Origin of the sequence: Pseudomonas sp. stari2, from assembly GCF_040760005.1 — a bacterium.
Taxonomy (GTDB): Bacteria; Pseudomonadota; Gammaproteobacteria; order Pseudomonadales; family Pseudomonadaceae; genus Aquipseudomonas.
In genome coordinates, this window is the sequence record NZ_CP099760.1 from 1,169,926 (window position 1) to 1,193,633 (window position 23,708).

At 61.0% G+C, this 23,708-nt stretch carries 23 protein-coding genes; 14 read left to right on the forward strand and 9 right to left on the reverse strand.

From position 1 onward, the window contains the following. The first annotated feature begins 179 nt into the window (after nt 1-179). The 4 genes from NH234_RS05145 (at nt 180) to NH234_RS05160 (ending at nt 4,672) form a co-directional block, all read left to right on the forward strand. Complete coding sequence (locus tag NH234_RS05145) at nt 180-1,442, forward strand: ATP-binding protein (RefSeq protein WP_007953651.1); 1,263 nt, start codon at nt 180-182, stop codon at nt 1,440-1,442. After that, entirely contained in the window at nt 1,435-1,995 is a 561-nt protein-coding gene (locus tag NH234_RS05150; protein ID WP_003221630.1) for a response regulator transcription factor, read from the forward strand. The genes NH234_RS05145 and NH234_RS05150 overlap by 8 nt, the downstream gene beginning before the upstream one ends. Nucleotides 1,996-2,091: 96 nt before the next feature. Further along, a complete protein-coding gene (locus NH234_RS05155) occupies nt 2,092-3,819 on the forward strand; it encodes an ABC transporter ATP-binding protein/permease (protein WP_367255837.1) in 1,728 nt (575 codons plus the stop codon). 106 nt (nt 3,820-3,925) lie between these two features. Further along, on the forward strand, nt 3,926-4,672 hold the full coding sequence (locus NH234_RS05160) for a FadR/GntR family transcriptional regulator (RefSeq protein ID WP_085711808.1): 747 nt from the start codon (nt 3,926-3,928) through the stop codon (nt 4,670-4,672). Between the two features lie 4 nt (nt 4,673-4,676). Here NH234_RS05160 and NH234_RS05165 read toward each other — a convergent pair whose 3' ends face one another. From NH234_RS05165 to NH234_RS05175, 3 genes are all read right to left on the reverse strand, one after another. After that, a complete protein-coding gene (locus NH234_RS05165; protein WP_085729590.1) occupies nt 4,677-5,051 on the reverse strand; it encodes a hypothetical protein in 375 nt (124 codons plus the stop codon). Nucleotides 5,052-5,153: 102 nt separating this feature from the next. Further along, nucleotides 5,154-5,345 carry a hypothetical protein gene (locus tag NH234_RS05170; protein WP_085729591.1) on the reverse strand — a complete coding sequence of 64 codons (192 nt, stop codon included), beginning with the start codon at nt 5,343-5,345 and terminating at the stop codon, nt 5,154-5,156. Nucleotides 5,346-5,356: 11 nt separating this feature from the next. Then, the gene (locus NH234_RS05175; protein ID WP_367255840.1) at nt 5,357-6,655 is read right to left on the reverse strand and encodes a phospholipase; all 1,299 of its coding nucleotides are present in this window, start codon (nt 6,653-6,655) and stop codon (nt 5,357-5,359) included. Between the two features lie 237 nt (nt 6,656-6,892). Between NH234_RS05175 and kdgD the strand changes: the two genes are divergently transcribed. The 5 genes from kdgD to NH234_RS05200 all read left to right on the forward strand — a co-directional run bounded on the left by kdgD (nt 6,893) and on the right by NH234_RS05200 (nt 13,370). Next, a complete protein-coding gene (kdgD, locus tag NH234_RS05180) occupies nt 6,893-7,804 on the forward strand; it encodes a 5-dehydro-4-deoxyglucarate dehydratase (protein ID WP_007953624.1) in 912 nt (303 codons plus the stop codon). A gap of 61 nt (nt 7,805-7,865) precedes the next feature. Continuing rightward, entirely contained in the window at nt 7,866-9,305 is a 1,440-nt protein-coding gene (locus tag NH234_RS05185; protein ID WP_085711804.1) for an aldehyde dehydrogenase family protein, read from the forward strand. Between the two features lie 98 nt (nt 9,306-9,403). Further along, entirely contained in the window at nt 9,404-10,768 is a 1,365-nt protein-coding gene (locus NH234_RS05190; protein WP_085730109.1) for an MFS transporter, read from the forward strand. Between the two features lie 11 nt (nt 10,769-10,779). Then, complete coding sequence (gene garD, locus NH234_RS05195; protein WP_367255843.1) at nt 10,780-12,333, forward strand: galactarate dehydratase; 1,554 nt, start codon at nt 10,780-10,782, stop codon at nt 12,331-12,333. 95 nt (nt 12,334-12,428) lie between these two features. Further along, nucleotides 12,429-13,370, forward strand: coding sequence for an AEC family transporter (locus tag NH234_RS05200; RefSeq protein WP_367255845.1), 942 nt, complete (start codon nt 12,429-12,431; stop codon nt 13,368-13,370). Nucleotides 13,371-13,380: 10 nt separating this feature from the next. Here NH234_RS05200 and NH234_RS05205 read toward each other — a convergent pair whose 3' ends face one another. From NH234_RS05205 to gatC, 6 genes are all read right to left on the reverse strand, one after another. Next, complete coding sequence (locus NH234_RS05205; RefSeq protein ID WP_367255847.1) at nt 13,381-13,761, reverse strand: carboxymuconolactone decarboxylase family protein; 381 nt, start codon at nt 13,759-13,761, stop codon at nt 13,381-13,383. After that, nucleotides 13,758-14,819 (reverse strand): calcium/sodium antiporter, encoded by a 1,062-nt coding sequence (locus NH234_RS05210; RefSeq protein ID WP_367255849.1) that lies wholly within the window; start codon nt 14,817-14,819, stop codon nt 13,758-13,760. The genes NH234_RS05205 and NH234_RS05210 overlap by 4 nt, the downstream gene beginning before the upstream one ends. Before the next feature lie 46 nt (nt 14,820-14,865). Next, nucleotides 14,866-15,240: a septal ring lytic transglycosylase RlpA family protein gene (locus tag NH234_RS05215; RefSeq protein ID WP_085729597.1), complete on the reverse strand. Its 375-nt coding sequence runs from the start codon at nt 15,238-15,240 to the stop codon at nt 14,866-14,868. An 88-nt stretch (nt 15,241-15,328) separates the two neighbouring features. Further along, nucleotides 15,329-16,774, reverse strand: a complete 1,446-nt coding sequence (gatB, locus tag NH234_RS05220) for an Asp-tRNA(Asn)/Glu-tRNA(Gln) amidotransferase subunit GatB (protein ID WP_085729598.1) — start codon at nt 16,772-16,774, stop codon at nt 15,329-15,331. A gap of 10 nt (nt 16,775-16,784) precedes the next feature. Beyond that, nucleotides 16,785-18,236 (reverse strand): Asp-tRNA(Asn)/Glu-tRNA(Gln) amidotransferase subunit GatA, encoded by a 1,452-nt coding sequence (gene gatA / locus NH234_RS05225; RefSeq protein WP_367255852.1) that lies wholly within the window; start codon nt 18,234-18,236, stop codon nt 16,785-16,787. 16 nt (nt 18,237-18,252) lie between these two features. Further along, nucleotides 18,253-18,540 (reverse strand): Asp-tRNA(Asn)/Glu-tRNA(Gln) amidotransferase subunit GatC, encoded by a 288-nt coding sequence (gatC, locus tag NH234_RS05230; protein ID WP_007953612.1) that lies wholly within the window; start codon nt 18,538-18,540, stop codon nt 18,253-18,255. Between the two features lie 211 nt (nt 18,541-18,751). Between gatC and mreB the strand changes: the two genes are divergently transcribed. The 5 genes from mreB to rng all read left to right on the forward strand — a co-directional run bounded on the left by mreB (nt 18,752) and on the right by rng (nt 23,708). Further along, nucleotides 18,752-19,789 carry a rod shape-determining protein MreB gene (gene mreB, locus NH234_RS05235; protein ID WP_002555108.1) on the forward strand — a complete coding sequence of 346 codons (1,038 nt, stop codon included), beginning with the start codon at nt 18,752-18,754 and terminating at the stop codon, nt 19,787-19,789. A 141-nt stretch (nt 19,790-19,930) separates the two neighbouring features. Next, nucleotides 19,931-21,064 (forward strand): rod shape-determining protein MreC, encoded by a 1,134-nt coding sequence (gene mreC / locus NH234_RS05240; RefSeq protein WP_085729600.1) that lies wholly within the window; start codon nt 19,931-19,933, stop codon nt 21,062-21,064. Further along, nucleotides 21,064-21,555: a rod shape-determining protein MreD gene (gene mreD / locus NH234_RS05245; protein ID WP_085711798.1), complete on the forward strand. Its 492-nt coding sequence runs from the start codon at nt 21,064-21,066 to the stop codon at nt 21,553-21,555. The genes mreC and mreD overlap by 1 nt, the downstream gene beginning before the upstream one ends. Before the next feature lie 40 nt (nt 21,556-21,595). Then, entirely contained in the window at nt 21,596-22,192 is a 597-nt protein-coding gene (locus NH234_RS05250) for a nucleoside triphosphate pyrophosphatase (protein ID WP_085729601.1), read from the forward strand. A gap of 58 nt (nt 22,193-22,250) precedes the next feature. Continuing rightward, entirely contained in the window at nt 22,251-23,708 is a 1,458-nt protein-coding gene (rng, locus tag NH234_RS05255) for a ribonuclease G (RefSeq protein ID WP_065260839.1), read from the forward strand.

Sequence of the window (23,708 nt, forward strand, 5' to 3'; positions counted from 1 at the left end):
CAAGCTCGCTCCCACATTTGGGACGCGTTCCCCTGTGGGAGCGAGCTTGCTCGCGAAGGGGCCCTTATAGCCGCAGAAAATCTTTGCGCCATGTGGTCGTTTGCCGCACTTTCGCCTCTCAAGCGCGCGCCTTGGTTATACTCCGTGCGATCCGCCTGGAGCGCTCATCAGGAGAGCTCATGCTCGCCCCCGTACAACTGACTTCCGCCACTCGCCAGAACCTCTGGCGGCTGACTTTCATCCGCACTCTGGTGCTCGCCGCGCAGGCCGGTTCCGTGGGCCTGGCCTACTGGCTGGAGCTGTTGCCGTTGCCGTGGGTGCAACTGGTGATGACCCTCGGCTGTTCGATCCTGCTGTGTGTGTTCACCGCCGTGCGCCTGCGCACTTCGTGGCCGGTCACCGAGCTCGAATACGCGCTGCAACTGGCCTGCGATCTGGTTATCCACAGTGCCTTGCTGTATTTCTCCGGGGGGTCGACCAACCCGTTCGTTTCGTATTATCTGGTGCCGCTGACCATCGCTGCGGTGACGCTGCCGTGGCGTTATTCCGTGGTGCTGTCCGGTATTGCGCTGGCCTTGTACACCCTGATGCTGACGCATTTCTATCCGCTGGAAACCCTGCCGGTCGCCCGGGAAAACCTGCAAATCTACGGCATGTGGCTGAGTTTTGCCCTCGCGGCAGCGGTGATTACCTTCTTCGCTGCGCGCATGGCTGAAGAGCTGCGCCGCCAGGAAGAGTTACGCGCGATCCGCCGTGAAGAAGGCCTGCGCGATCAGCAATTGCTGGCCGTGGCGACTCAGGCCGCCGGTGCCGCTCATGAACTGGGCACACCGCTGGCGACCATGAGCGTGTTGCTCAATGAAATGCAGCAGGATCATCACGACCCGATGCTTCAGGAAGACCTGAAGGTGTTGAAAGATCAGGTCAAGCTCTGCAAGGAGACCCTGCAGCAACTGGTGCGCGCCGCCGAAGCCAATCGTCGGATGGCGGTGGAGATGCAGGACGTCACCGAGTGGCTCGACGAGGCGCTCAACCGCTGGCACCTGATGCGTCCGGAAGCCAGTTATCGCTTCCAGCGCCTGGGCCAGGGCCCGCTGCCTCGTGTGGCGCCGCCCCCGGATCTGACCCAGGCCTTGTTGAATCTGTTGAACAACGCCGCCGACGCCTGCCCGGAAAACCTTCAGGTGACCCTGGACTGGACCGCCGAAGACCTGACCATCAGCATTCGCGATCATGGCGCTGGTGTGCCGCTGGCCATCGCCGAGCAGATCGGCAAACCGTTTTTTACCACCAAGGGCAAAGGTTTCGGCCTGGGCCTGTTTTTGAGCAAGGCCAGCGTGACACGCGCCGGCGGCTCAGTGAAACTCTATAGTCATGAGGAAGGCGGCACGCTCACCGAGCTGCGCCTGCCCCACGGCGCCCGAGGAGAGCAACATGAGTGACGAAATCCAAGTCGAAGGCGAAGAACTGCCGCATTTGCTGCTGGTCGATGACGATGCGACCTTCACCCGGGTGATGGCCCGTGCCATGGCCCGCCGTGGTTTCCGCGTCAGCACCGCCGGTTCCGCCGAGGAAGGCCTGACCATCGCCCAGGCCGATCTGCCGGACTACGCCGCGCTGGACCTGAAAATGGACGGCGACTCCGGTCTGGTCCTGCTGCCGAAGCTGCTGGAACTGGACCCGGAGATGCGCGTGGTGATCCTCACCGGTTATTCGAGCATTGCCACCGCCGTCGAAGCGATCAAGCGCGGCGCCTGCAATTACCTGTGCAAACCGGCCGACGCCGACGACGTGCTGGCAGCGCTGCTGTCCGAACACGCCGATCTCGACAGCCTGGTGCCGGAAAACCCGATGTCGGTGGATCGCCTGCAGTGGGAACACATCCAGCGCGTGCTGACCGAGCACGAAGGCAACATCTCCGCCACTGCCCGCGCCCTGGGCATGCACCGTCGTACCCTGCAGCGCAAGCTGCAGAAGCGCCCGGTTCGTCGCTGAACCTGCGCTGAACGGCCATCGCCAGCCCTCGCGATAAAGCGCACCGATCAACTATGATCGGTGCGTGTCTGTTCTTTTCTTTATCGAGCCTTATCCATGAATCAGAACGCTGAATATTCCGCGGTCAACGATGCTGTGCGCGGGCAGTTTTTTCGCAAGGTGTGGGCGATGACCACGCCTTACTGGCGCAGCGAAGAGAAGGGCAAGGCCTGGACATTGCTGATTGCCGTGATTGCGCTGTCGCTGTTCAGCGTGGCGATCTCGGTGTGGATCAACAGTTGGTACAAGGATTTCTACAACGCTCTGCAGAAGAAGGATGAGGCGGCGTTCTGGCAGTTGATCCTGTATTTCTGCGGCATTGCCACGGTGGCGATCCTGGGCGCGGTGTATCGCCTGTACCTGACGCAGATGCTGACCATCCGCTGGCGGGCATGGCTCACCGAGAACCACTTCAAGCGCTGGCTAGGGCACAAGAATTACTACCAGCTGGAGCAGGGCGGCTACACCGACAACCCTGACCAACGGATTTCCGAAGACCTCAACACCTTCACTGCCAATACCCTGAGTCTCGGGCTGGGACTGATCCGCACGGTGGTCAGCCTGGTGTCGTTCTCGATCATTCTGTGGGGTGTGTCCGGCAGCATCGAAGTTTTCGGCTTCGAAATTCCCGGCTACATGTTCTGGTGTGCGCTGCTGTATGCAGCGGTCGGCAGTTGGCTGACGCACCTGATCGGTCGGCGCCTGATCGGCCTGAACAACCAACAACAACGCTTTGAAGCTGACCTGCGTTTTTCCATGGTGCGAGTGCGCGAGAATGCCGAAAGTATTGCGCTGTACAACGGCGAACCGAACGAAAATCGTCGTTTGAGCAGCCGTTTCGGGCTGGTCTGGCAGAACTTCTGGGACATCATGCGCGTGTCCAAGCGCCTGACATTCTTCACGTCCGGTTATGGCCAGATCGCGATCATTTTTCCGTTTATCGTGGCAGCACCGCGCTATCTCTCAGGCAAGATCGAGTTGGGTGAGCTGATGCAGATCAACTCGGCGTTCGGCAACGTGCAGGAGAACTTCAGCTGGTTCATCAGCGCGTATTCGGAACTGGCTGCCTGGCGCGCCACTTGTGATCGTCTGTTGAGTTTCCGTCAGGCCATGAGTGACAACGAAGACAGGGCACCGGCCATCGATGTGCAAAATCAGGGCAGCGAGTTGAAGTTACACAACCTCGGGCTCGATCTGGCCGATGGTCGTCACCTGCTGACCAGCGCCGACATGACCGTGGAGGCGGGCGACCGGGTAATGCTCAGTGGCCGCTCCGGCAGCGGCAAGTCGACACTCTTGCGGGCGATGGGGCATCTGTGGCCCGCCGGACACGGCAGTATCCGCCTGCCGTCCGCCCGCTATCTGTTCCTGCCGCAAAAGCCGTACCTGCCGATTGGGACCTTGCGCGAAGCCTTGAGTTATCCACAGCCGGGCGACACTTACGCGCCAGAGCGTTATGCACAAATGCTGGAAACCTGCCGTCTGCCGCATCTGGTGGCACGTCTGGACGAAGCCAACCACTGGCAACGCATGCTCTCGCCGGGTGAGCAGCAACGTCTGGCCTTCGCCCGTGCGCTGCTCTACGCACCGCACTGGCTGTACATGGACGAAGCGACGTCGGCGATGGACGAAGAAGACGAGGCCACGCTGTATCAGGCGCTGATCGATCAGTTGCCGGGCCTGAGCATCGTCAGCGTCGGCCATCGCAGCAGCCTCAAGCGCTTCCATCCACGGCATGTGCGGATCGACAGCGGGCATCTGGTCGAGCAGACCGTGACGGCCTGATGTGCACCGTCCTCTGTGGGAGCCTGCTCCCACAGAGGACAGTGATCGTACAACTCCCTTGGGCTATGATGCCCCTCTTACCGAATTTTCGAGACAAACGCAGACCATGGAAACCCCGATCGACACCCCGCGCCTCCCTCGCAAGCGCCGCAGCCTGGCACAGGAACTGGTGACGGTGCTGACCGAGCAAATCCGCGACGGTCTGCTCAAGCGTGGCGACAAGTTGCCCACCGAGTCGGCGATCATGGAAGCCCATGGCGTCAGCCGCACCGTGGTGCGTGAGGCGATTTCCCGGCTGCAGGCTGCGGGGCAGGTCGAAACCCGCCATGGCATCGGCACCTTCGTGCTCGACACGCCGAGCCCGAGCGGTTTTCGGATCGACCCGGCCACCGTAGTCACCCTGCGTGACGTACTGGCGATTCTCGAATTTCGCATCAGCCTGGAAGTCGAATCCGCCGGCCTCGCCGCACAGCGTCGCAGCGCCGAGCAATTGGCCGCCATGCGCGCCGCTCTGGATGCGCTGAACGAAAGCGTGGCCCATGCCAGCGATGCAGTGGCGTCGGACTTCCAGTTTCATCTGCAAATTGCGCTGTCCACCGGCAACCGCTACTTCACCGACATCATGACCCACCTGGGCACCAGCATCATTCCGCGCACGCGGCTGAACTCCGCGCGCCTGGCCCATGACGATCAACAGCACTACATGAATCGCCTGAGCCGCGAGCACGAGGAAATCTACGAGGCCATTGCCCGTCAGGATGCCGATGCCGCTCGCGCGGCCATGCGCCTGCACCTGACCAACAGCCGCGAACGACTGCGTCAGGCCCACGAAGAGGCGCAGGCACAGGGCTGAGGGATCAGGCTTCGACGTAGAGTCTCAGTGGCTCCGAGCAAGGTTCCAGACTGGACTCATCGGCGAACTTGTAGCGCAATTCAACAGTGCTGTTCAGGTACTTTTCCAGTTCGAATCGGGGAATGCTCAGTTCGATTCCGGTCAGGCCGATCATGTCGTCCAGTGCGTCATCCCAGACGCCGGTCGGCTCCGACAAACCCAGCCATTCAGGTTCTTCAGGATCCTCGCCGAGGATCGGGTACACATCCCAGTTCGGTGGGGTGTTCTGGCCATCGGGTACGCGGACGATCAGGTCATCATCCAGGTTCGATAATCGCAGGATGATCGAGTCGCTGGCGTGATCGGGGAATTGAGGAAGGTGTGCAGCGGCAAACGTCATGGCTCGTGCTCCTTGAAAGATCTGCCGCGATCCTTCGCGGCAGTCGTCGCACTTTACCCGGCGAATCTGTGAGATGCGCCGGGGCAATCTTGTCCGGGCATTTCAACTGCGGGGCAGAATCGAACGATCCACCCTGACCGCCAGTTTGCCCGGGCCCGGCCTGACGTCGAATGTCGCCTGGCCATGAGCGTCTACCGACGTCCGGGCGATGGCCACGCCGTCGCGCAGTAATTGCAGCGGCGCACTTTTCAACGATTGGCCCGAGGCCAGTTCAACTTTCAATTTGATGGTCATCGAATCGCTCCTTAATTCGTGTTGCCGGTCGGGTGATAGTCCTTGAGCAGCAGGTAAGTGCTCCAGCCCCACCAGTCGTCGACGGTGGCGGTGTCGTTGAGGTTGTTCACGTCCTTGCGCCGCAGGACTTTGTTGCCCTGAAGGCGGAACAGTGGCGAAAAGTTGTTCGTCAGACTCATCACGAAAGTCAGATCCGGCAACCGTTGCAGCGCGTTGAAGGTGGTCGGCACGTTGCCGGTTGAATACGCAGCATAGACCTCGTCCGCCGAATCCTGCACCGCTTGATTCACCTGATTGCGGTTGTCGGCGTCCGTGGCATCGAAGTAGCGTTTGTCACCGAACGCGCGCCATTGCTCGTCATGTCCGTTGCGCACCTTGAGCCCGAATTTGCTGTCTTCGTCGTGCATGAAACGGGTGATCAACGAGCCCAGATCGCTTGGCGTCACCGCCGCGGCCATGGCCTTGCGCGGCACTCGCAAATGCCCGGAAGAGAACAGGTCGGTGAGGTAGTGGTCGGCGAACGCGTTCATGGCGTAGGCCCGTTCCAGTTGCAGCTCGTCCTGACTGGCGTGGGCGGCTGCGGCGGTCTGCAGGGCCAGGGTGTGCCCGGCGATGTAGGCCTGTCGGGCCCATTCGCCAAAGTGGTCAGCGTTATTCGCCGCCAGTTTCAGGTAGCGACCGAGCGGGAAAAGTGCCGAGACGAAACTGCCACCACCGGTGATCTTGTTCCACTCTTCCGACAACGTATCTCCCAGCGCGTCATAGGCTTCGTGGGGTGGTTTGCCGTCCTTGATCGCCTGTTTAACCGCATCGATCTCTTTTTGCATGATCGCCAGAATTTGCGGCGCTTCGGCCTTTGACGCCGGCAGAACGGCGAGGGTGTCGAACGCCGCCGAAAAACGTTGTAGGCGTTCTGCCGGGGTGGCGCCTTCGTTGATCGGCCGGTCGGCGATTCCGTAGAAATCGCCACCCAGCGCGAGCACCTGGCCATAGGTCAGCGCCAACCCGTTCGGCAGGTGCAAAGGAACATTTTGTGCGAGCACCGGCTCGGCATTTTCGACGAAGCGCAACCGGGTGTTATCACCGATCGCCGTGTGTTCCGCGCCTTCGAAGCGCAGCGGCGGTTTGACTTTCATGGCTTTTCCGGTCAGTGCGGGGGAGGGTTCGACATCGCTGTGGGAGTCGGCAATGTGCAGCACCAGATGCGGGTTTTCGGCACTGAAGTCGATGCCGCCTGGGGTAAAAAGATCATCGAAACGGGCGATGACCGGTGTGGGTTGTTCAAGGCATTTTGGTTGTAGACCGGACATTTCTTTCTCCTTGATATGTCGTCGGTGGGTTCTTATTTAACTGTACGTATATACAGTTAAATCGAGCCTAGTCGAGAAAACGCCTACGTCAAAAAGAAATCTTGTCCGACAAAAAATGCCTCCCAGCGATGAAAATGCAGTTGACGGTTATCTTTTAAGTTGTACGATGACATACAACTTCGGCGAAGGCTGAACGGTCCACTCACAAAAAAACGTTGCTACCAGGGTGTTCGAATAATGAATCCACAAGAACTGAAGTCCATCCTCTCCGCCGGCCTGCTGTCTTTCCCGGTCACCGATTTCAATGCCCAGGGCGATTTCAACCGCGCGGGCTACATCAAACGCCTGGAGTGGCTGGCCCCGTACGGTGCTTCGGCCCTGTTCGCCGCCGGTGGCACCGGTGAGTTTTTCTCCCTGGCCGCCAGCGAATATTCGGAAATCATCAAGACTGCCGTCGATACCTGCGCCAGCAGCGTGCCGATCCTTGCCGGTGTCGGTGGTTCGACCCGCCAGGCCATCGAATACGCTCAGGAAGCCGAGCGTCTGGGCGCCAAAGGTCTGTTGCTGCTGCCGCACTACCTGACCGAAGCCAGCCAGGACGGCGTTGCCGCCCACGTTGAAGCGGTGTGCAAATCGGTCAACATCGGTGTGGTGGTCTACAACCGCAACGTCTGCCGCCTGACCGCACCGCTGCTGGAGCGTCTGGCCGAGCGCTGCCCGAACCTGATCGGTTACAAGGACGGTCTGGGCGATATCGAGCTGATGGTGTCGATCCGTCGTCGCCTCGGCGATCGCTTCAGCTACCTCGGTGGCCTGCCGACCGCAGAAGTCTATGCCGCTGCCTACAAGGCACTGGGCGTGCCGGTCTACTCGTCGGCGGTGTTCAACTTCATCCCGAAAACCGCGATGGACTTCTACCACGCGATTGCCCGCGAAGATCACGCCACCGTCGGCAAGATCATCGACGACTTCTTCCTGCCGTACCTGGACATCCGCAACCGCAAGGCCGGTTACGCCGTGAGCATCGTCAAGGCAGGCGCCAAGATCGCCGGCTATGACGCAGGCCCGGTGCGGGCGCCGCTGACCGACCTGACCCGCGAAGAGTACGAAATGCTCGCCGCGCTGATCGACAAGCAAGGTGCGCAGTAACACAACCCTATAAACAAGGCCGCTGAGCAATCAGCGGCCTTTTGCGTCAGGAGAATGATTCGTGACCAAGCGCTATGACAATTACATCAACGGTGAATGGGTCGCCGGCAACGATTACTCGGTCAACATCAACCCGTCCGAGCTGAGCGACACCATCGGCGACTACGCCAAGGCTGATCTGGCTCAGGTCAACGCCGCCATCGACGCCGCTCGCGCCGCGTTCCCTGCGTGGTCGACTTCGGGCATTCAGGCTCGCCACGACTCGCTGGACAAAGTCGGCACCGAGATCCTCGCCCGCCGCGAAGAACTCGGCACCCTGCTGGCCCGGGAAGAGGGCAAGACCCTGCCGGAAGCCATCGGCGAAGTGACCCGCGCCGGCAATATCTTCAAGTTCTTCGCCGGCGAGTGCCTGCGTCTGTCCGGCGACTACGTGCCGTCGGTGCGCCCGGGCGTCAACGTTGAAGTCACCCGCGAAGCCCTCGGCGTGGTCGGCCTGATCACCCCGTGGAATTTCCCGATTGCCATCCCGTCATGGAAAATCGCCCCGGCCCTGGCCTACGGCAACTGCGTGGTGTTGAAACCGGCAGATCTGGTACCGGGTTGCGCCTGGGCCCTGGCCGAAATCATCTCTCGCGCGGGCTTCCCGGCCGGCGTGTTCAACCTGGTGATGGGCAGCGGTCGCGTGGTCGGTGAAGCGCTGGTCAACAGCCCGAAAGTCGACGGCATCAGCTTCACCGGCTCCGTCGGCGTCGGTCGTCAGATCGCGGTCAACTGCGTTTCGCGCCAGGCCAAGGTTCAGCTGGAAATGGGCGGTAAGAACCCGCAGATCATTCTCGACGACGCCGACCTCAAGCAGGCGGTGGAGCTGTCAGTGCAGAGCGCGTTCTACTCCACCGGCCAGCGTTGCACTGCGTCGAGCCGTTTGATCGTCACTGCCGGGATTCATGACAAGTTCGTCGAAGCGATGGCCGAGCGCATGAAATCGATCAAGGTCGGCCATGCGCTGAAGGCTGGCACCGATATCGGTCCGGTGGTCTCGCAAGCGCAGCTTGAACAGGACCTGAAGTACATCGACATCGGTCAGTCCGAAGGTGCCCGGGTGGTCAGCGGCGGTGGTCTGGTGACCTGCGACACCGAGGGTTACTTCCTCGCGCCAACGCTGTTTGCCGACAGCGAAGCCTCTATGCGCATCAGCCGCGAAGAGATCTTCGGCCCGGTGGCCAACATCGTCCGCGTGGCCGATTACGAGGCTGCACTGGCCATGGCCAACGACACCGAATTCGGCCTGTCGGCGGGTATCGCCACCACGTCGCTGAAGTACGCCAACCACTTCAAGCGTCATTCCCAGGCCGGGATGGTGATGGTCAACCTGCCGACCGCCGGTGTCGATTACCACGTTCCGTTCGGTGGCCGTAAGGGCTCATCCTATGGCTCACGTGAGCAAGGCCGCTATGCGCAAGAGTTCTACACCGTAGTGAAAACCGCCTACATCGGTTCGTAAGTCGCTGCACCCGCGCAGGGTTATTGCCAAGGCCCTGCGCGGCACAAGACCAAAGAATGTTTTACCCGCATAAAAATAATCAGTGGGAGTACATCTACATGCAATCGTCCAAGCCGACTCACGTCCGCTATTTGATTCTGCTCATGTTGTTCCTGGTGACCACGATCAACTACGCCGACCGCGCCACCATCGCGATCGCTGGTTCCAGTTTGCAAAAAGACCTCGGCATCGATGCGGTCACCCTCGGCTACATCTTCTCTGCATTCGGTTGGGCCTACGTGGCCGGGCAAATTCCCGGCGGCTGGCTGCTCGATCGTTTCGGCTCGAAAAAAGTCTATGCCCTGAGCATTTTCACCTGGTCGCTGTTCACCGTGCTGCAAGGCTTCGTCGGTGAGTTCGGCATGTCCACGGCCATCGTCGCGCTATTCATGTTGCGCTTCCTGGTAGGCCTGGCCGAAGCGCCTTCGTTCCCCGGCAACGCGCGCATCGTCGCGGCCTGGTTCCCGACCGCTGAGCGCGGCACCGCTTCGGCGATCTTCAACTCGGCGCAATATTTCGCCACCGTGCTGTTCGCGCCGCTGATGGGCTGGATCGTCTATGCCTTCGGCTGGGAACACGTGTTCATTGTCATGGGTGTGTTCGGCATCGTGTTCTCGCTGATCTGGCTGAAGGTTATCCACAGCCCGCGCCAGCACCCGATGGCCAACGAAGCGGAAGTGAAGTTCATCGCCGACAACGGCGGCATGGTCGACATGGACCAGAAACAAGGCAAAAGGGCTGACGGCCCGAAGTGGGATTACATCCGTCAGTTGCTGACCAACCGCATGATGCTCGGCGTGTACCTGGGCCAGTACTGCATCAACGGCATCACTTATTTCTTCCTGACCTGGTTCCCGGTGTACCTGGTGCAGGAGCGTGGCATGACTATTCTCAAGGCCGGTTTCATTGCCTCGTTGCCGGCGATCTGCGGTTTTATCGGCGGCGTCCTCGGCGGGGTGATTTCCGATTACCTGCTGCGCAAGGGCCATTCGCTGACCTTCGCCCGCAAGGCACCGATCATTGCCGGTCTGCTGGTTTCGAGCAGCATCGTGGCCTGCAACTATGTCGACGTTGAATGGATGGTGGTCGGCTTCATGGCCCTGGCGTTCTTCGGCAAAGGCGTGGGTGCACTGGGCTGGGCGGTGGTCTCCGACACCTCGCCGAAACAGATTGCCGGTCTGAGCGGCGGCCTGTTCAACACCTTCGGCAACATCGCCTCGATCACCACGCCGATCGTCATCGGCTACATCATCAGCTCCACCGGTTCGTTCAAATGGGCGCTGGTGTTCGTCGGCGCCAACGCACTGGTGGCGGTAATCAGCTACCTGGTGATCGTCGGCCCGATCAAACGTGTGGTACTGAAAGAGCCGCCAGCCAATGGCGGTTCCGAAGCCACCGGTAAATTGTCTCAAGCGCATTCCTGAGGAGCGGCGTCATGCAGTTGATTGAACATTCCGACTCGCCGCGCTACATCCGCCTGCACGAGCGGGACAACGTAGTGGTAGTGGTCAATGACCAAGGCGTTCCGGCCGGCACCGCATTTGCCGATGGCCTGGTGACGGTGGATTTCGTGCCGCAGAGTCACAAGGTCAGCCTCGTGGACATCCCCGAGGGCGGCACGGTGATTCGCTACGGTCAGATCATTGGCTACGCGTTGCAGCCGATTCCCCGTGGCAGTTGGGTCAAGGAAGATCAACTGCGCATGCCGACCGCGCCGCCGCTGAACAGCTTGCCGCTGTCCACCGACGTGCCGGCTGCCCAGGCGCCACTGGAGGGTTACACCTTCGAGGGTTATCGCAATGCCGACGGCACCGTCGGCACGCGCAACATTCTCGGGATCACCACCACCGTGCAATGTGTCACCGGGGTGCTGGATCACGCGGTAAAGCGAATCAAGGATGAACTGTTGCCGAAGTATCCGCACGTCGATGACGTGGTGGCGCTGACCCACAGTTACGGTTGCGGCGTGGCCATAACGGCCACCGACGCCTACATCCCGATCCGTACCGTGCGCAATCTGGCGCGCAACCCGAACCTCGGTGGCGAGGCGCTGGTGATCAGCCTCGGCTGTGAGAAATTGCAGGCCGGGCAGGTGATGCACGAGGACGATGCGTCGGTGGACCTGAGCGAGCCATGGCTGTATCGCTTGCAGGATTCCAGTCACGGTTTCACCGAGATGATCGAGCAGATCATGGAACTGGCCGAAACCCGCCTGAAGAAACTCGACCAGCGCCGCCGGGAAACCGTGCCGGCGTCCGAGTTGATCCTCGGTATGCAGTGCGGCGGCAGCGATGCGTTTTCCGGGATCACCGCCAACCCGGCGCTCGGTTATGCCTCGGACTTGTTGCTGCGAGCAGGGGCGACGGTGATGTTTTCCGAAGTCACCGAAGTGCGCGATGCGATTTACCTGCTGACCTCCCGGGCCCAGAGCAAAACCGTTGCCGAGGAACTGGTGCGTGAGATGGATTGGTACGACCGTTACCTGGCCAAGGGCGAGGCGGATCGCAGCGCCAACACCACGCCGGGCAACAAGAAGGGCGGGTTGTCGAACATTGTCGAGAAGTCGCTGGGCTCGATCGTGAAGTCCGGCAGCAGCGCGATCAGCGGCGTGCTGGGTCCGGGGGAGCGGTTCAAGCAGAAGGGTTTGATTTTTTGTGCGACGCCGGCGAGTGATTTTGTCTGCGGCACCTTGCAGTTGGCGGCGGGGATGAACCTGCATGTGTTCACCACCGGGCGTGGCACGCCTTATGGTCTCGCCATGGCGCCAGTGGTGAAGGTGTCGACCCGGACCGAACTGGCGCAGCGCTGGCCGGATCTGATTGACATCGATGCCGGGCGCATCGCTACCGGTCGTGCGTCCATCGAGGAGTTGGGCTGGGAGTTGTTCCACTACTATCTGGATGTGGCGAGCGGCAAGCAGCAGACGTGGGCTGAAAAGCACAAACTGCATAACGACATTACGTTGTTCAATCCGGCGCCGATTACTTGATGGTTGATCGTTCCCACGCGCTGCGTGGGAACGATCGGGGTGAAAGTGGCTTATCATTAGCCCCCTGACGACGCTCACCTTCAAGGCTCTCCGGCATGCTGGCAATCTTCCTCGAAACCCTGAACATCACCGCGCCGGTGTTTGCCATGCTGTTTCTGGGGGTGTTGCTCAAGCGCATCGACTGGATCAACGACAACTTCATCCACACGGCGTCGTCGCTGGTGTTCAACGTCAGCATGCCGGCGCTGCTGTTTCTCGGCATCCTGCATGCCGACCTGCACGCCGCGCTGCAACCGGCGCTGCTGATCTATTTCGCACTGGCCACGCTGGTCAGTTTTGCCGTGGCCTGGGGCTGGGCGATATTTCGCTGTCCGCGCGAAGATCGTGGCATCTACACGCAAGGCGCGTTTCGCGGCAACAACGGGGTGATCGGCCTGGCGCTGGCCGCGAGCATGTACGGCGACTACGGAATTTCCCTCGGGGCGATTCTCGCGGCGCTGGTGATCCTGTTCTACAACACCCTGTCGACCATCGTGCTGGCGGTGTACAGCCCGGTGATCAAGTCCGATCCGTGGAGCATCTGTAAAAGCGTGTTCAGCAATCCGCTGATCATCAGCGTGATCGCGGCGGCGCCGTTTGCCTGGTTCAAGATTGGTCTGCCGGGATGGCTGGAGACGTCGGGTCAGTACCTGGCGCAAACCACGCTGCCGTTGGCGCTGATCTGCATTGGCGGCACACTGTCACTGGCGGCGCTGCGCAAGAGCGGGAGCATGGCGCTCAGTTCCAGTCTGGTGAAGATGATCGGTCTGCCGGTGCTCGCGACGTTGGGGGCGTGGCTTTGGGGCTTTCGCGGGGCGGAGCTGGGGATTCTGTTTCTGTACTTCGGCAGCCCGACGGCGGCCGCCAGTTTTGTCATGGCCCGAGCGGCGCAGGGCAATCATGAACTGGCGGCGGCGATCATCGTGTTGACCACGTTGATGGCGGCGGTGACCACCAACGTCGGGATCTTCTTCTTGCAGTGGGGCGGGTGGATCTGAGAGCCGGCAGTTACTCAGGCTGCTGGTAACTGTCGATCACTTCCTGCGCCGCACGAAACGCATCGATCGCCGCCGGCACGCCGGCATACACCGCGCAATGCAGCAGCGCCTCACGGATCTCATCGACTGTGCAGCCGTTGTTCAGCGCACCGCGGACGTGGCCCTTCAACTCTTGTGGGCATTTCAACGCGGTCAGCGCGGCGAGGGTGATCAGGCTGCGGGTCTTCAGCGGCAGACCTTCGCGATTCCACACACCGCCCCAGGCGTGTTCGTTGACGAAGTCCTGCAGTGGTTGAGTGAACTCGGTGGCATTGCCCAGGGCGCGGTCGACGAACGCGTCACCCATTACCTGGCGGCGGATTTCGACCCCGGACTTCTTCGATTCGGTCATGGCACATCCCTCTTATGGTGTTGGCGGCGCCAGGCGCGTACGGACGTGAAAAACAGAAACGTCAGCAGTGCCGGCAGAACATAAAACAGCATCAACCGTTCGAGCTTGCCGGCCAGTGGCATGCCGGTGGTGAACGACACCACATGCAGCCCGTACGCCAGGTACAAGCCAAGCAGCAACAAACCTTCGGCCCGGGTCACGCGGTAACCGGAATAGAACACCGGCAGGCAAAGCGCCGCGACGCCGAGCATCACCGGCAGGTCGAAATCCAGTGCGTTCGGTGAGACCGATAACGGCGTTGGCGCGATCAGCGCGGTGAGGCCCAGCACCCCGAGCAGGTTGAACAGGTTGGCGCCGATCACGTTGCCCACGGCAATGTCCCGCTGACCGCGCAATGCGGCGATCAATGAAGTGGCGAGCTCCGGCAGCGAGGTGCCGACCGCGACCACGGTCAGGCCGATCACCCGCTCGGAGAACCCGAGATCGGTGGCCACTGCGACAGCGGCACCCAGTAGCAAATGCCCGGCGAACACCAGCATGGCCAGCCCGGCAACGATCATCAGCAGACTGGTGAACCATGGGGCCGGCTGAGTCTGAGGATGATCGGAATGTGGGCGGGTCGAGTGCCGCGACTGGCGCAACAACAATCCGAGATACAGTCCCAGTGCTGCCAGCAGCAGGATGCCGTCGAAACGGCCGATCTCTTCGTTCCAGGCCAGCACGAACACCAGCAGGCTGGCGCCGATCATCAGCGGGATGTCGAGGCGCACCAGTTGCCGAGAGACGCGCAATGGGATGATCAGCGCCGACAGGCCGAGGGTCACGAGGATGTTGAAAATGCTGCTGCCGATCACGCTGCCGACCGCGATGTCGGGGTTGTGCGTCAGGGTCGCTTGCAGGCTGACCGCCATTTGCGGGGCGCTGCTGCCGAGGGCGACGATGGTCAGACCGATGATCAGCGGCCGCACATGCAGGCGCGCGGCCAAACGTACGGCGGCGCGCACCATCAGTTCGGCACCGGCGATCAGCAGGAACAATCCGCAGAGCAGTTCGATCACGTTGATCAGCGGTAAATCGGTCAGTCCGAAAATGGCGGGCGCTCCATCAGTCGTCGAGGGCCTGCACGCGAACCCGCGCCGTGCCGCTGCCAATCATGCCGAGGCGTTCGGCGGCTTCCCGTGAAACATCGATGATGCGTCCACGGGTATGCGGCCCGCGGTCGTTGATACGCACCACGCAGGATTTTTCGTTTTTCAGGTTGGTGACCTTCACCCGCGTGCCGAACGGCAACTGGCGATGGGCGGCGGTCAGGGAATTCTGGTTGAACGCTTCGCCGCTGGCGGTGCGTTTGCCGTGGTGTTTGGCTCCGTAATAGGAGGCGACGCCGGTCTGGTCGTAACCGTGCGGGTCGATGGTGTCGGTGCTGGCGCAACCGGCCAGCAGGGAAAGCAGGGCGCAGCTGATGAATAGACGCTTCATTCAAAGGTTTCCCGAAAACAGATGTGGGAGCCAGCCGGCCGGCTCCCACAGGGAATGGAGCCAGGCGTTGGAACTGGCCCCATTTTCATCAGCCTTCGAGCTTGCTTTTCAGCAGTTCGTTCACTTGCTGCGGGTTGGCCTTGCCCTTGGAGGCTTTCATGGCCTGACCGACGAAGAAACCGAACATCTTGCCGCGCTTGGCTTCGTCTGCCGCACGGTATTGCTCGACCTGCTCGGCGTTGGCCGCGAGCATTTCGTCCAGCACTGCCGAGATGGCGCCGGTGTCGGTAACCTGCTTCAGACCGCGCTTTTCGATGATCTCGTCTGCGCTGCCTTCGCCGTTGGCCATCGCTTCGAACACAACCTTGGCGATCTTGCCGGAGATGGTGTTGTCCTTGATGCGCAACAGCATGCCGCCCAGTTGCTCGGCCGAAACCGGCGAATCCTCGATGTCCAGGTTCTGTTTGTTGAGCAGGCTGCCCAACTCGACCATCACCCAGTTCGCCGCCAGTTTGGCGTCGCCGCCAATGCTCGCGACTTTCTCGAAGTAGTCCGCCTGCTCACGGCTGGTGGCCAGAACGTTGGCGTCGTAGGCCGACAGACCGAAGGCACTCTGGAAGCGCTCGCGCTTCTGCGGTGGCAGCTCCGGCAGGGTGGCACGCACGTCGTTGAGGAACGAATCCTCGATGACTACCGGCAGCAGGTCCGGATCGGGGAAGTAACGGTAGTCGTTGGCTTCCTCTTTGCTGCGCATCGGACGGGTCTCGTCCTTGTTCGGATCGTACAGACGGGTCTGCTGGATCACTTTGCCGCCGTCTTCGATCAGGTCGATCTGACGCTGGATCTCGGAGTTGATCGCCTTCTCGATGAAGCGGAACGAGTTGACGTTCTTGATCTCGCAGCGGGTGCCGAATTCGACCTGGCCTTTCGGACGCACCGACACGTTGCAGTCGCAACGCAGCGAGCCTTCGGCCATGTTGCCGTCGCAGATGCCCAGGTAGCGCACCAGCGCGTGGATCGCCTTGACGTAGGCCACGGCTTCCTTGGCGCTGCGCATGTCAGGTTCGGAAACGATTTCCAGCAGCGGCGTGCCGGCACGGTTCAGGTCGATGCCGGTGGCACCGCTGAACTCTTCGTGCAGGCTCTTGCCGGCGTCTTCTTCCAGGTGCGCGCGGGTGATGCCGACGCGTTTGACCGTGCCGTCTTCCAGGGCGATGTCCAGGTGGCCCTTGCCGACGATCGGCAATTCCATCTGGCTGATCTGGTAGCCCTTCGGCAGATCCGGGTAGAAGTAGTTTTTACGGGCGAACACGTTGCGCTGGCCGATCTCGGCGTCAATCGCCAGACCGAACATCACCGCCATGCGCACTGCTTCCTGATTCAGTACCGGCAGGGTGCCGGGCATGCCCAGGTCGATCAGGCTGGCCTGGGTGTTCGGCTCGGAACCGAACTGGGTGGAACTACCGGAAAAGATTTTCGACCGGGTGGTGAGCTGGGTGTGAATCTCCAGCCCGATCACGACTTCCCATTGCATGTGTGTCTCCTCAGAAGCCGGTTGGGGTGCGGGTGTGCCAGTCAGTGTTCAACTGATACTGGTGGGCAACGTTCAACAGGCGACCTTCCTGGAAATACGGAGCGAGCAGTTGCACGCCGACCGGCAGGCCGTCGACGAAACCGGCCGGCATCGACAGGCCCGGCAGGCCCGCGAGGTTGGCGGTGATGGTGTAGACGTCTTCCAGGTAGGCAGCGACCGGGTCGCTGTTCTTGGCGCCGAGTTTCCAGGCCGGGTTCGGCGTGGTCGGGCCGAGGATGATGTCGACTTCATTAAATGCGGTCATGAAGTCGTTCTTCACCAGGCGACGGATCCTCTGCGCTTTCAGGTAGTAGGCGTCGTAGTAACCGGCGGACAGTGCGTAGGCACCGACCATGATCCGGCGCTGTACTTCAGGCCCGAAGCCTTCGCCACGCGAGCGCTTGTACAGGTCTTCCAGGTTCTTCGGGTCTGCGCAGCGGTGGCCAAAGCGCACGCCGTCGAAACGCGAGAGGTTGGAGGACGCCTCTGCCGGAGCGATCACGTAATACGCAGGAATCGCGTGCTGCATGTTCGGCAGGCTGATTTCCTTGATCACGGCACCGAGCTTCTGCAGCTCCTTGATGCTGTTCTGGATCAGGTCGGCGATGCGCGGGTCGAGACCGGCACCGAAGTATTCCTTCGGCACGCCGATGCGCAGGCCTTGCAGTGAGCCATTCAGACCGGCGGTGTAGTCCGGCACCGCTTCATCGATGCTGGTGGAGTCGTTCGGATCGAAGCCAGCCATACCTTGCAACAAAATCGCGCAGTCTTCGGCCGTGCGAGCCAAAGGGCCGCCCTGATCGAGGCTGGAGGCGTAAGCGATCATGCCCCAGCGTGAAACGCGACCGTAGGTCGGTTTCAGGCCAGTGAGGTTGGTGAACGCGGCCGGCTGACGGATCGAGCCACCGGTGTCAGTGGCCGTAGCGGCTGGCAACAGACGAGCGGCAACGGCCGCCGCCGAACCACCGGACGAACCGCCCGGAACGTGCTCCAGGTTCCACGGGTTTTTTACTGCTCCGTACCAGCTCGACTCGTTGGCCGAGCCCATGGCGAATTCGTCCATGTTGGTCTTGCCCAGGGTCACGGTGCCGGCAGCAGCCAGTTTGGCGACCACGGTGGCGTCGTACGGGGCCTTGAAGTTGTCGAGCATTTTCGAGCCGCAGCTCGTGCGGATGCCCTGGGTGCAGAAAAGGTCCTTGTGGGCGATCGGCGCACCGAGCAGGGCGCCGCTCTCACCATTGGCCCGGCGCGCGTCGGCGGCTTTCGCCTGCTCGAGGGCCAGCTCTTCGGTGAGGCTGATGAAACTGTTGAGCTGCGGGTCGAGCTGGGTAATGCGCGCCAGCAGGACTTTGGTCAGCTCTTCGGAAGAAAACTTTTTATCGGCGAGACCGCGGGCGATCTCGGCCAGAGTCAATTGATGCATTGCAGGCTCTTTCCCTTTAGTCGATGACTTTCGGAACCAGGTACAGGCCGTTTTCGACCGCTGGTGCGATGGACTGATAAGCCTCGCGGTTATTGCTTTCGGTCACGACGTCGGCGCGCAGGCGCTGACTGGCTTCCAGCGGGTGTGCCAGCGGCTCGATACCATCGGTATTGACCGCCTGCATTTCGTCGACCAGCCCGAGAATGCTGTTGAGGGCCGAAGTGATGTGTGGAAGATCGGCGTCATTCAGGCCAAGGCTGGCCAGATGAGCGATTTTTTCCACGTCGGAGCGTTCTAGCGCCATCGGGTTTCTCCAGTGGAAAACAGGACGGACGGCGTCCGTGTGTTAGATTGTCGGAACACTACCGCACTTCTACGGTCATAAGGCCGCGATTGTGGGGCTTGGTGCACAGAAAAGCGGCCAATTTAACATATTGGCGCCTTGCCCAAAATCCCTGTCGTTGTTAGAGTTTGCCGCACTTTTTTACCCACGCGTTGCCTAGGGTCCCTTTCCCATGTTCAAGAAACTGCGTGGCATGTTTTCCAGCGATCTTTCCATTGACCTGGGCACTGCCAACACCCTTATTTACGTGCGCGAGCGCGGCATCGTCCTGAATGAGCCATCGGTTGTGGCCATTCGGACACACGGTAACCAGAAAAGTGTCGTTGCTGTCGGCACCGAGGCCAAGCGCATGCTCGGCCGTACGCCGGGCAACATTGCTGCCATTCGTCCGATGAAGGACGGCGTGATCGCCGACTTCAGTGTCTGCGAAAAGATGCTGCAATACTTTATCAACAAGGTTCACGAAAACAGCTTCCTGCAGCCCAGCCCTCGTGTGCTGATCTGCGTTCCATGCAAGTCCACCCAGGTTGAGCGTCGTGCCATTCGTGAATCGGCCCTTGGTGCCGGTGCCCGTGAAGTGTTCCTGATCGAAGAGCCGATGGCTGCTGCGATCGGTGCCGGCCTGCCGGTTGAAGAAGCACGCGGTTCGATGGTTGTGGATATCGGTGGTGGTACCACCGAAATCGCGCTGATCTCCCTGAATGGTGTGGTCTATGCCGAATCCGTCCGCGTTGGCGGCGACCGCTTCGACGAAGCGATTATCACCTACGTGCGTCGCAACTACGGCAGCCTGATCGGTGAATCCACTGCCGAGCGCATCAAGCAGGAAATCGGTACGGCCTACCCGGGCGGCGAAGTTCGCGAAGTCGACGTTCGCGGTCGCAACCTGGCCGAGGGCGTTCCACGCGCATTCACCCTGAACTCCAATGAAGTGCTGGAAGCTCTGCAAGAGTCGCTGGCTACTATCGTTCAGGCCGTGAAAAGCGCCCTGGAGCAATCGCCGCCGGAACTGGCTTCCGACATCGCCGAGCGTGGCCTGGTGCTGACCGGTGGTGGCGCGCTGTTGCGTGACCTCGACAAGTTGCTGGCCCAGGAAACCGGTCTGCCGGTGATCGTTGCCGAAGATCCGCTGACCTGTGTTGCTCGCGGCGGTGGCCGTGCACTGGAAATGATGGACAAGCACACCATGGACCTGCTTTCCAGCGAATAAGTCGCCGGGTGCAATACGTGGGTGAGCGCGCAGGCAGCACTTTGCAGTGCTGCCTGTTGGCGTTTATCTTCTGTCAGTCTTCATCCAGGCCGGTTTGATGCCGTATGAATAAACAGAACATTTGCCTGGGAGGAGCGGCCTATTAAACCGCTTTTCGCCAAGGGCCCCTCACTGGGCGTGCGCCTGTTGGTGCTGGCCGTACTGTCGGTCGCGCTGATGGTGGTCGATGCCCGCTTCAGCCTGCTCAAGCCTGCCCGCAGCCAGATGTCGCTGGTGCTGATGGACGCTTACTGGATCACCGACCTGCCCGGCAGGCTGTGGGAAGGTGTCGCCAGTCAGTTCGGCAGTCGCACAGAGCTGGTCGCCGAAAACGAAAAACTCAAGACCGAGAACCTGCTGTTACAGGGCCGCATGCAAAAGCTGGCAGCCCTCACCGAGCAGAACGTCCGTCTGCGCGAGTTGCTCAATTCCTCCGCGCTGGTCAACGAGAAGGTCGAAGTGGCCGAGCTGATCGGCATGGATCCCAACCCCTTCACCCATCGCATCATCATCAATAAAGGTGAGCGCGACGGCGTGGTGCTCGGTCAGCCGGTGCTCGATGCGCGCGGCCTGATGGGGCAGGTGGTCGAACTGATGCCGTACACCTCCCGTGTCTTGCTGCTGACCGACTCGACTCACAGTATTCCTGTGCAGGTGAACCGTAACGGTTTGCGGGCGATTGCCAGCGGTACCGGTAACCCTGAGCGTCTGGAACTGCGCCATGTGGCCGATACGGCCGATGTCAAGGAAGGCGATCTGCTGGTCAGCTCCGGTCTCGGTCAGCGTTTTCCGGCGGGTTACCCGGTAGCGACGGTCAAGGAAGTGATCCACGATTCCGGCCAGCCATTCGCCATTGTCCGCGCCGTGCCGACCGCCGCGCTGAATCGCAGCCGCTACCTGTTGCTGGTGTTCAGCGACAACCGTACGGCTGAAGAGCGTGCCAACGATGCGGCGCAGGCTCAGGAGAATCTTGATGCGTTTGGCGGTGGCCCGATCATTCCGGCCACGGTACCGAAAACGGTGAATACACCCGCTCAGGCACCTGCTGCGTCTGGCACGTCCGCCGCTGCACCCGCGACTGCTACACCGGCCAAACCCGCTGCCAGCAAACCGCCAGCGAAACCACCCGCGGCGACCCCGGCAGCCAGCAAGCCGCCGGCCGCTCAGCCTGCCAGTACACGGCCGGCCGCCAAACCGCCGGTCACTGCGCCGGGCACCACTGGGGGACGAGAATAATGGTCGGTGTCAAAGCCTCCCGGAATGGCTGGATCGTCTGGCTGACGTTTCTGATCGGCATGCTGCTCAGCGTGTCGCCATTGCCGCAATTCATGGAAATCCTGCGCCCGCTCTGGCTGGCCTTGCTCCTGGCGTTCTGGGCATTGGCCCTGCCGCAAAAGGTCGGCATGGTCACTGCATTTTGCCTCGGGCTTGCTGAAGACGTGCTGTACGGCACGCTGCTTGGACAGAACGCGTTGATCCTGACGTTGATCACGTTCCTGGTGCTGTCGTTGCAGCAGCGTTTGCGGATGTTCCCGATGTGGCAGCAATGTCTGGTGATCCTGGTGATCTTCGGCCTCGCTCAGTTGGTACAACTCTGGCTCAGTGCCCTGACCGGCAATCGCCAGCCGACCCTGGCGCTGGTCTTGCCGGCACTGGTCAGTGCCTTGCTCTGGCCTTGGGTCAGCTTCGCTTTGCGTGGATTGCGCCGACGCTACAAAATCAACTGATTCGGTCAGGCATTTGCCACCTCGACAGGGAGATGTCTTGATGAAGCCGCTTTACCTCGCCTCTGGATCGCCGCGTCGGCGTGAGCTGCTCACGCAGATCGGCGTTCCGTTCACCGCCATCAGTGCGGACATCGATGAAACCCCTTTCGCCAATGAGTCCCCGTCGGCCTATGTCGAGCGCCTGGCGCGCGGCAAGGCCGAGGCCGGGCAGCGCTCTGTCGTTACCGACAAACCGTTTTGCGTGCTGGGCGCCGACACTGCTGTGGTGCTGGACGGCAAAATTCTCGGCAAACCGGTGGACGAAGCCGATGCATGCGCCATGCTGATGATGTTGTCCGGCAAGGAGCACGAAGTGCTGACTGCCATCGCCGTGCTCGACGGTGAGCGCTGCGAGTCGCAAGTGGTGCGCAGTCTGGTACGGTTCCGGGCGATCAGCCGCGAAGAAGCTGCCGCCTACTGGGCCAGCGGCGAGCCTCGGGACAAGGCCGGCGGTTATGGCATTCAGGGACTTGGCGCGGTGTTCGTCGCCGGTCTCAACGGCAGCTATTCAGCCGTGGTCGGTTTGCCGGTGTGCGAAAGCGCAGAACTGCTCGGCCATTTCGGCATACCCTGTTGGCAAAACCTGAGTGCGCAGTAAGCGTCGAACGGAACAAGATGCGGCCATTATCGTGAACATGCCTGAACGAGACCCTGCCATGAGTGAAGAGATTCTGATCAACATCACGCCGATGGAATCGCGCGTGGCGGTGGTCGAAAACGGTGTGCTGCAAGAAGTGCACGTCGAGCGCACGCAAAAACGCGGGATCGTCGGCAACATCTATAAAGGCAAGGTCGTGCGGGTACTGCCGGGCATGCAGGCGGCCTTCGTCGACATCGGCCTGGACCGTGCGGCGTTCATCCACGCTTCGGAAATTTCCCTGCGCGAAGGCCCGGCCGTGGAAAGCATCAGTGCGCTGGTGCATGAAGGCCAGAGCCTGGTGGTGCAAGTCACCAAGGACCCGATCGGCTCCAAAGGGGCGCGTCTGACCACTCAGCTATCGATCCCTTCGCGTTACCTGGTGTACATGCCGCGCACCGCCCACGTCGGCATTTCCCTGAAGATCGAAGACGAAGCCGAACGCGAACGCCTGAAACAGGTGGTCAGCGATTGTGTGGCCAAAGAAGGCATCAAGGAGGCCGGCGGCTTTATCCTGCGCACTGCCGCCGAAGGCGCCGGGGCCGATGAAATCCTGATGGACATCCGCTACCTGCGACGCCTGTGGGATCAGATCAACGAACAGATCAAGACCATCGGCGCACCGAGCGTGATCTACGAAGATCTCGGTCTGGCCCTGCGCACCTTGCGTGATCTGGTCAGCCCGAAAATCGAGAAGATCCGCATCGACTCCCGGGAAACCTTCCAGAAAACCACGCAGTTCGTCGCCGAACTGATGCCGGAAATTGCCGATCGTCTGGAGCATTACCCGGGTGAGCGGCCGATTTTCGACCTGTACGGCGTCGAAGACGAAATCCAGAAAGCCCTTGAGCGCAAGGTGCCGCTGAAGTCCGGCGGTTATCTGGTGGTGGATCCGGCAGAAGCCATGACCACCATCGACGTCAACACCGGCGCGTTCGTCGGGCATCGCAACCTCGAAGAAACCATCTTCAAGACCAACCTTGAAGCCGCCACGGCGATTGCCCGGCAGATGCGCCTGCGCAATCTGGGCGGGATCATCATCATCGACTTCATCGACATGGAAGATGAAGAGCACCAGCGTCAGGTACTGCGTACCCTGGAAAAGCAGCTGGAGCGCGATCACGCCAAGACCAACATCATCGGCATCACCGAACTGGGTCTGGTGCAGATGACCCGCAAACGGACTCGCGAAAGTCTGGAGCAGGTGCTGTGCGAGCCTTGCAGCAGTTGTCAGGGGCGCGGCAAGCTGAAGACGCCGGAAACCATTTGCTACGAGATTTTCCGCGAGATCCTGCGCGAAGCCCGCGCCTACCAGGCCGAGGGTTATCGCGTATTGGCGAACCAGAAAGTCGTCGACCGGCTGCTCGATGAAGAGTCCGGTAACGTCGCCGAGCTTGAAGGATTTATCGGGCGCACCATACGCTTCCAGGTGGAAACCATGTATTCCCAGGAACAATATGACGTGGTGCTGCTCTGA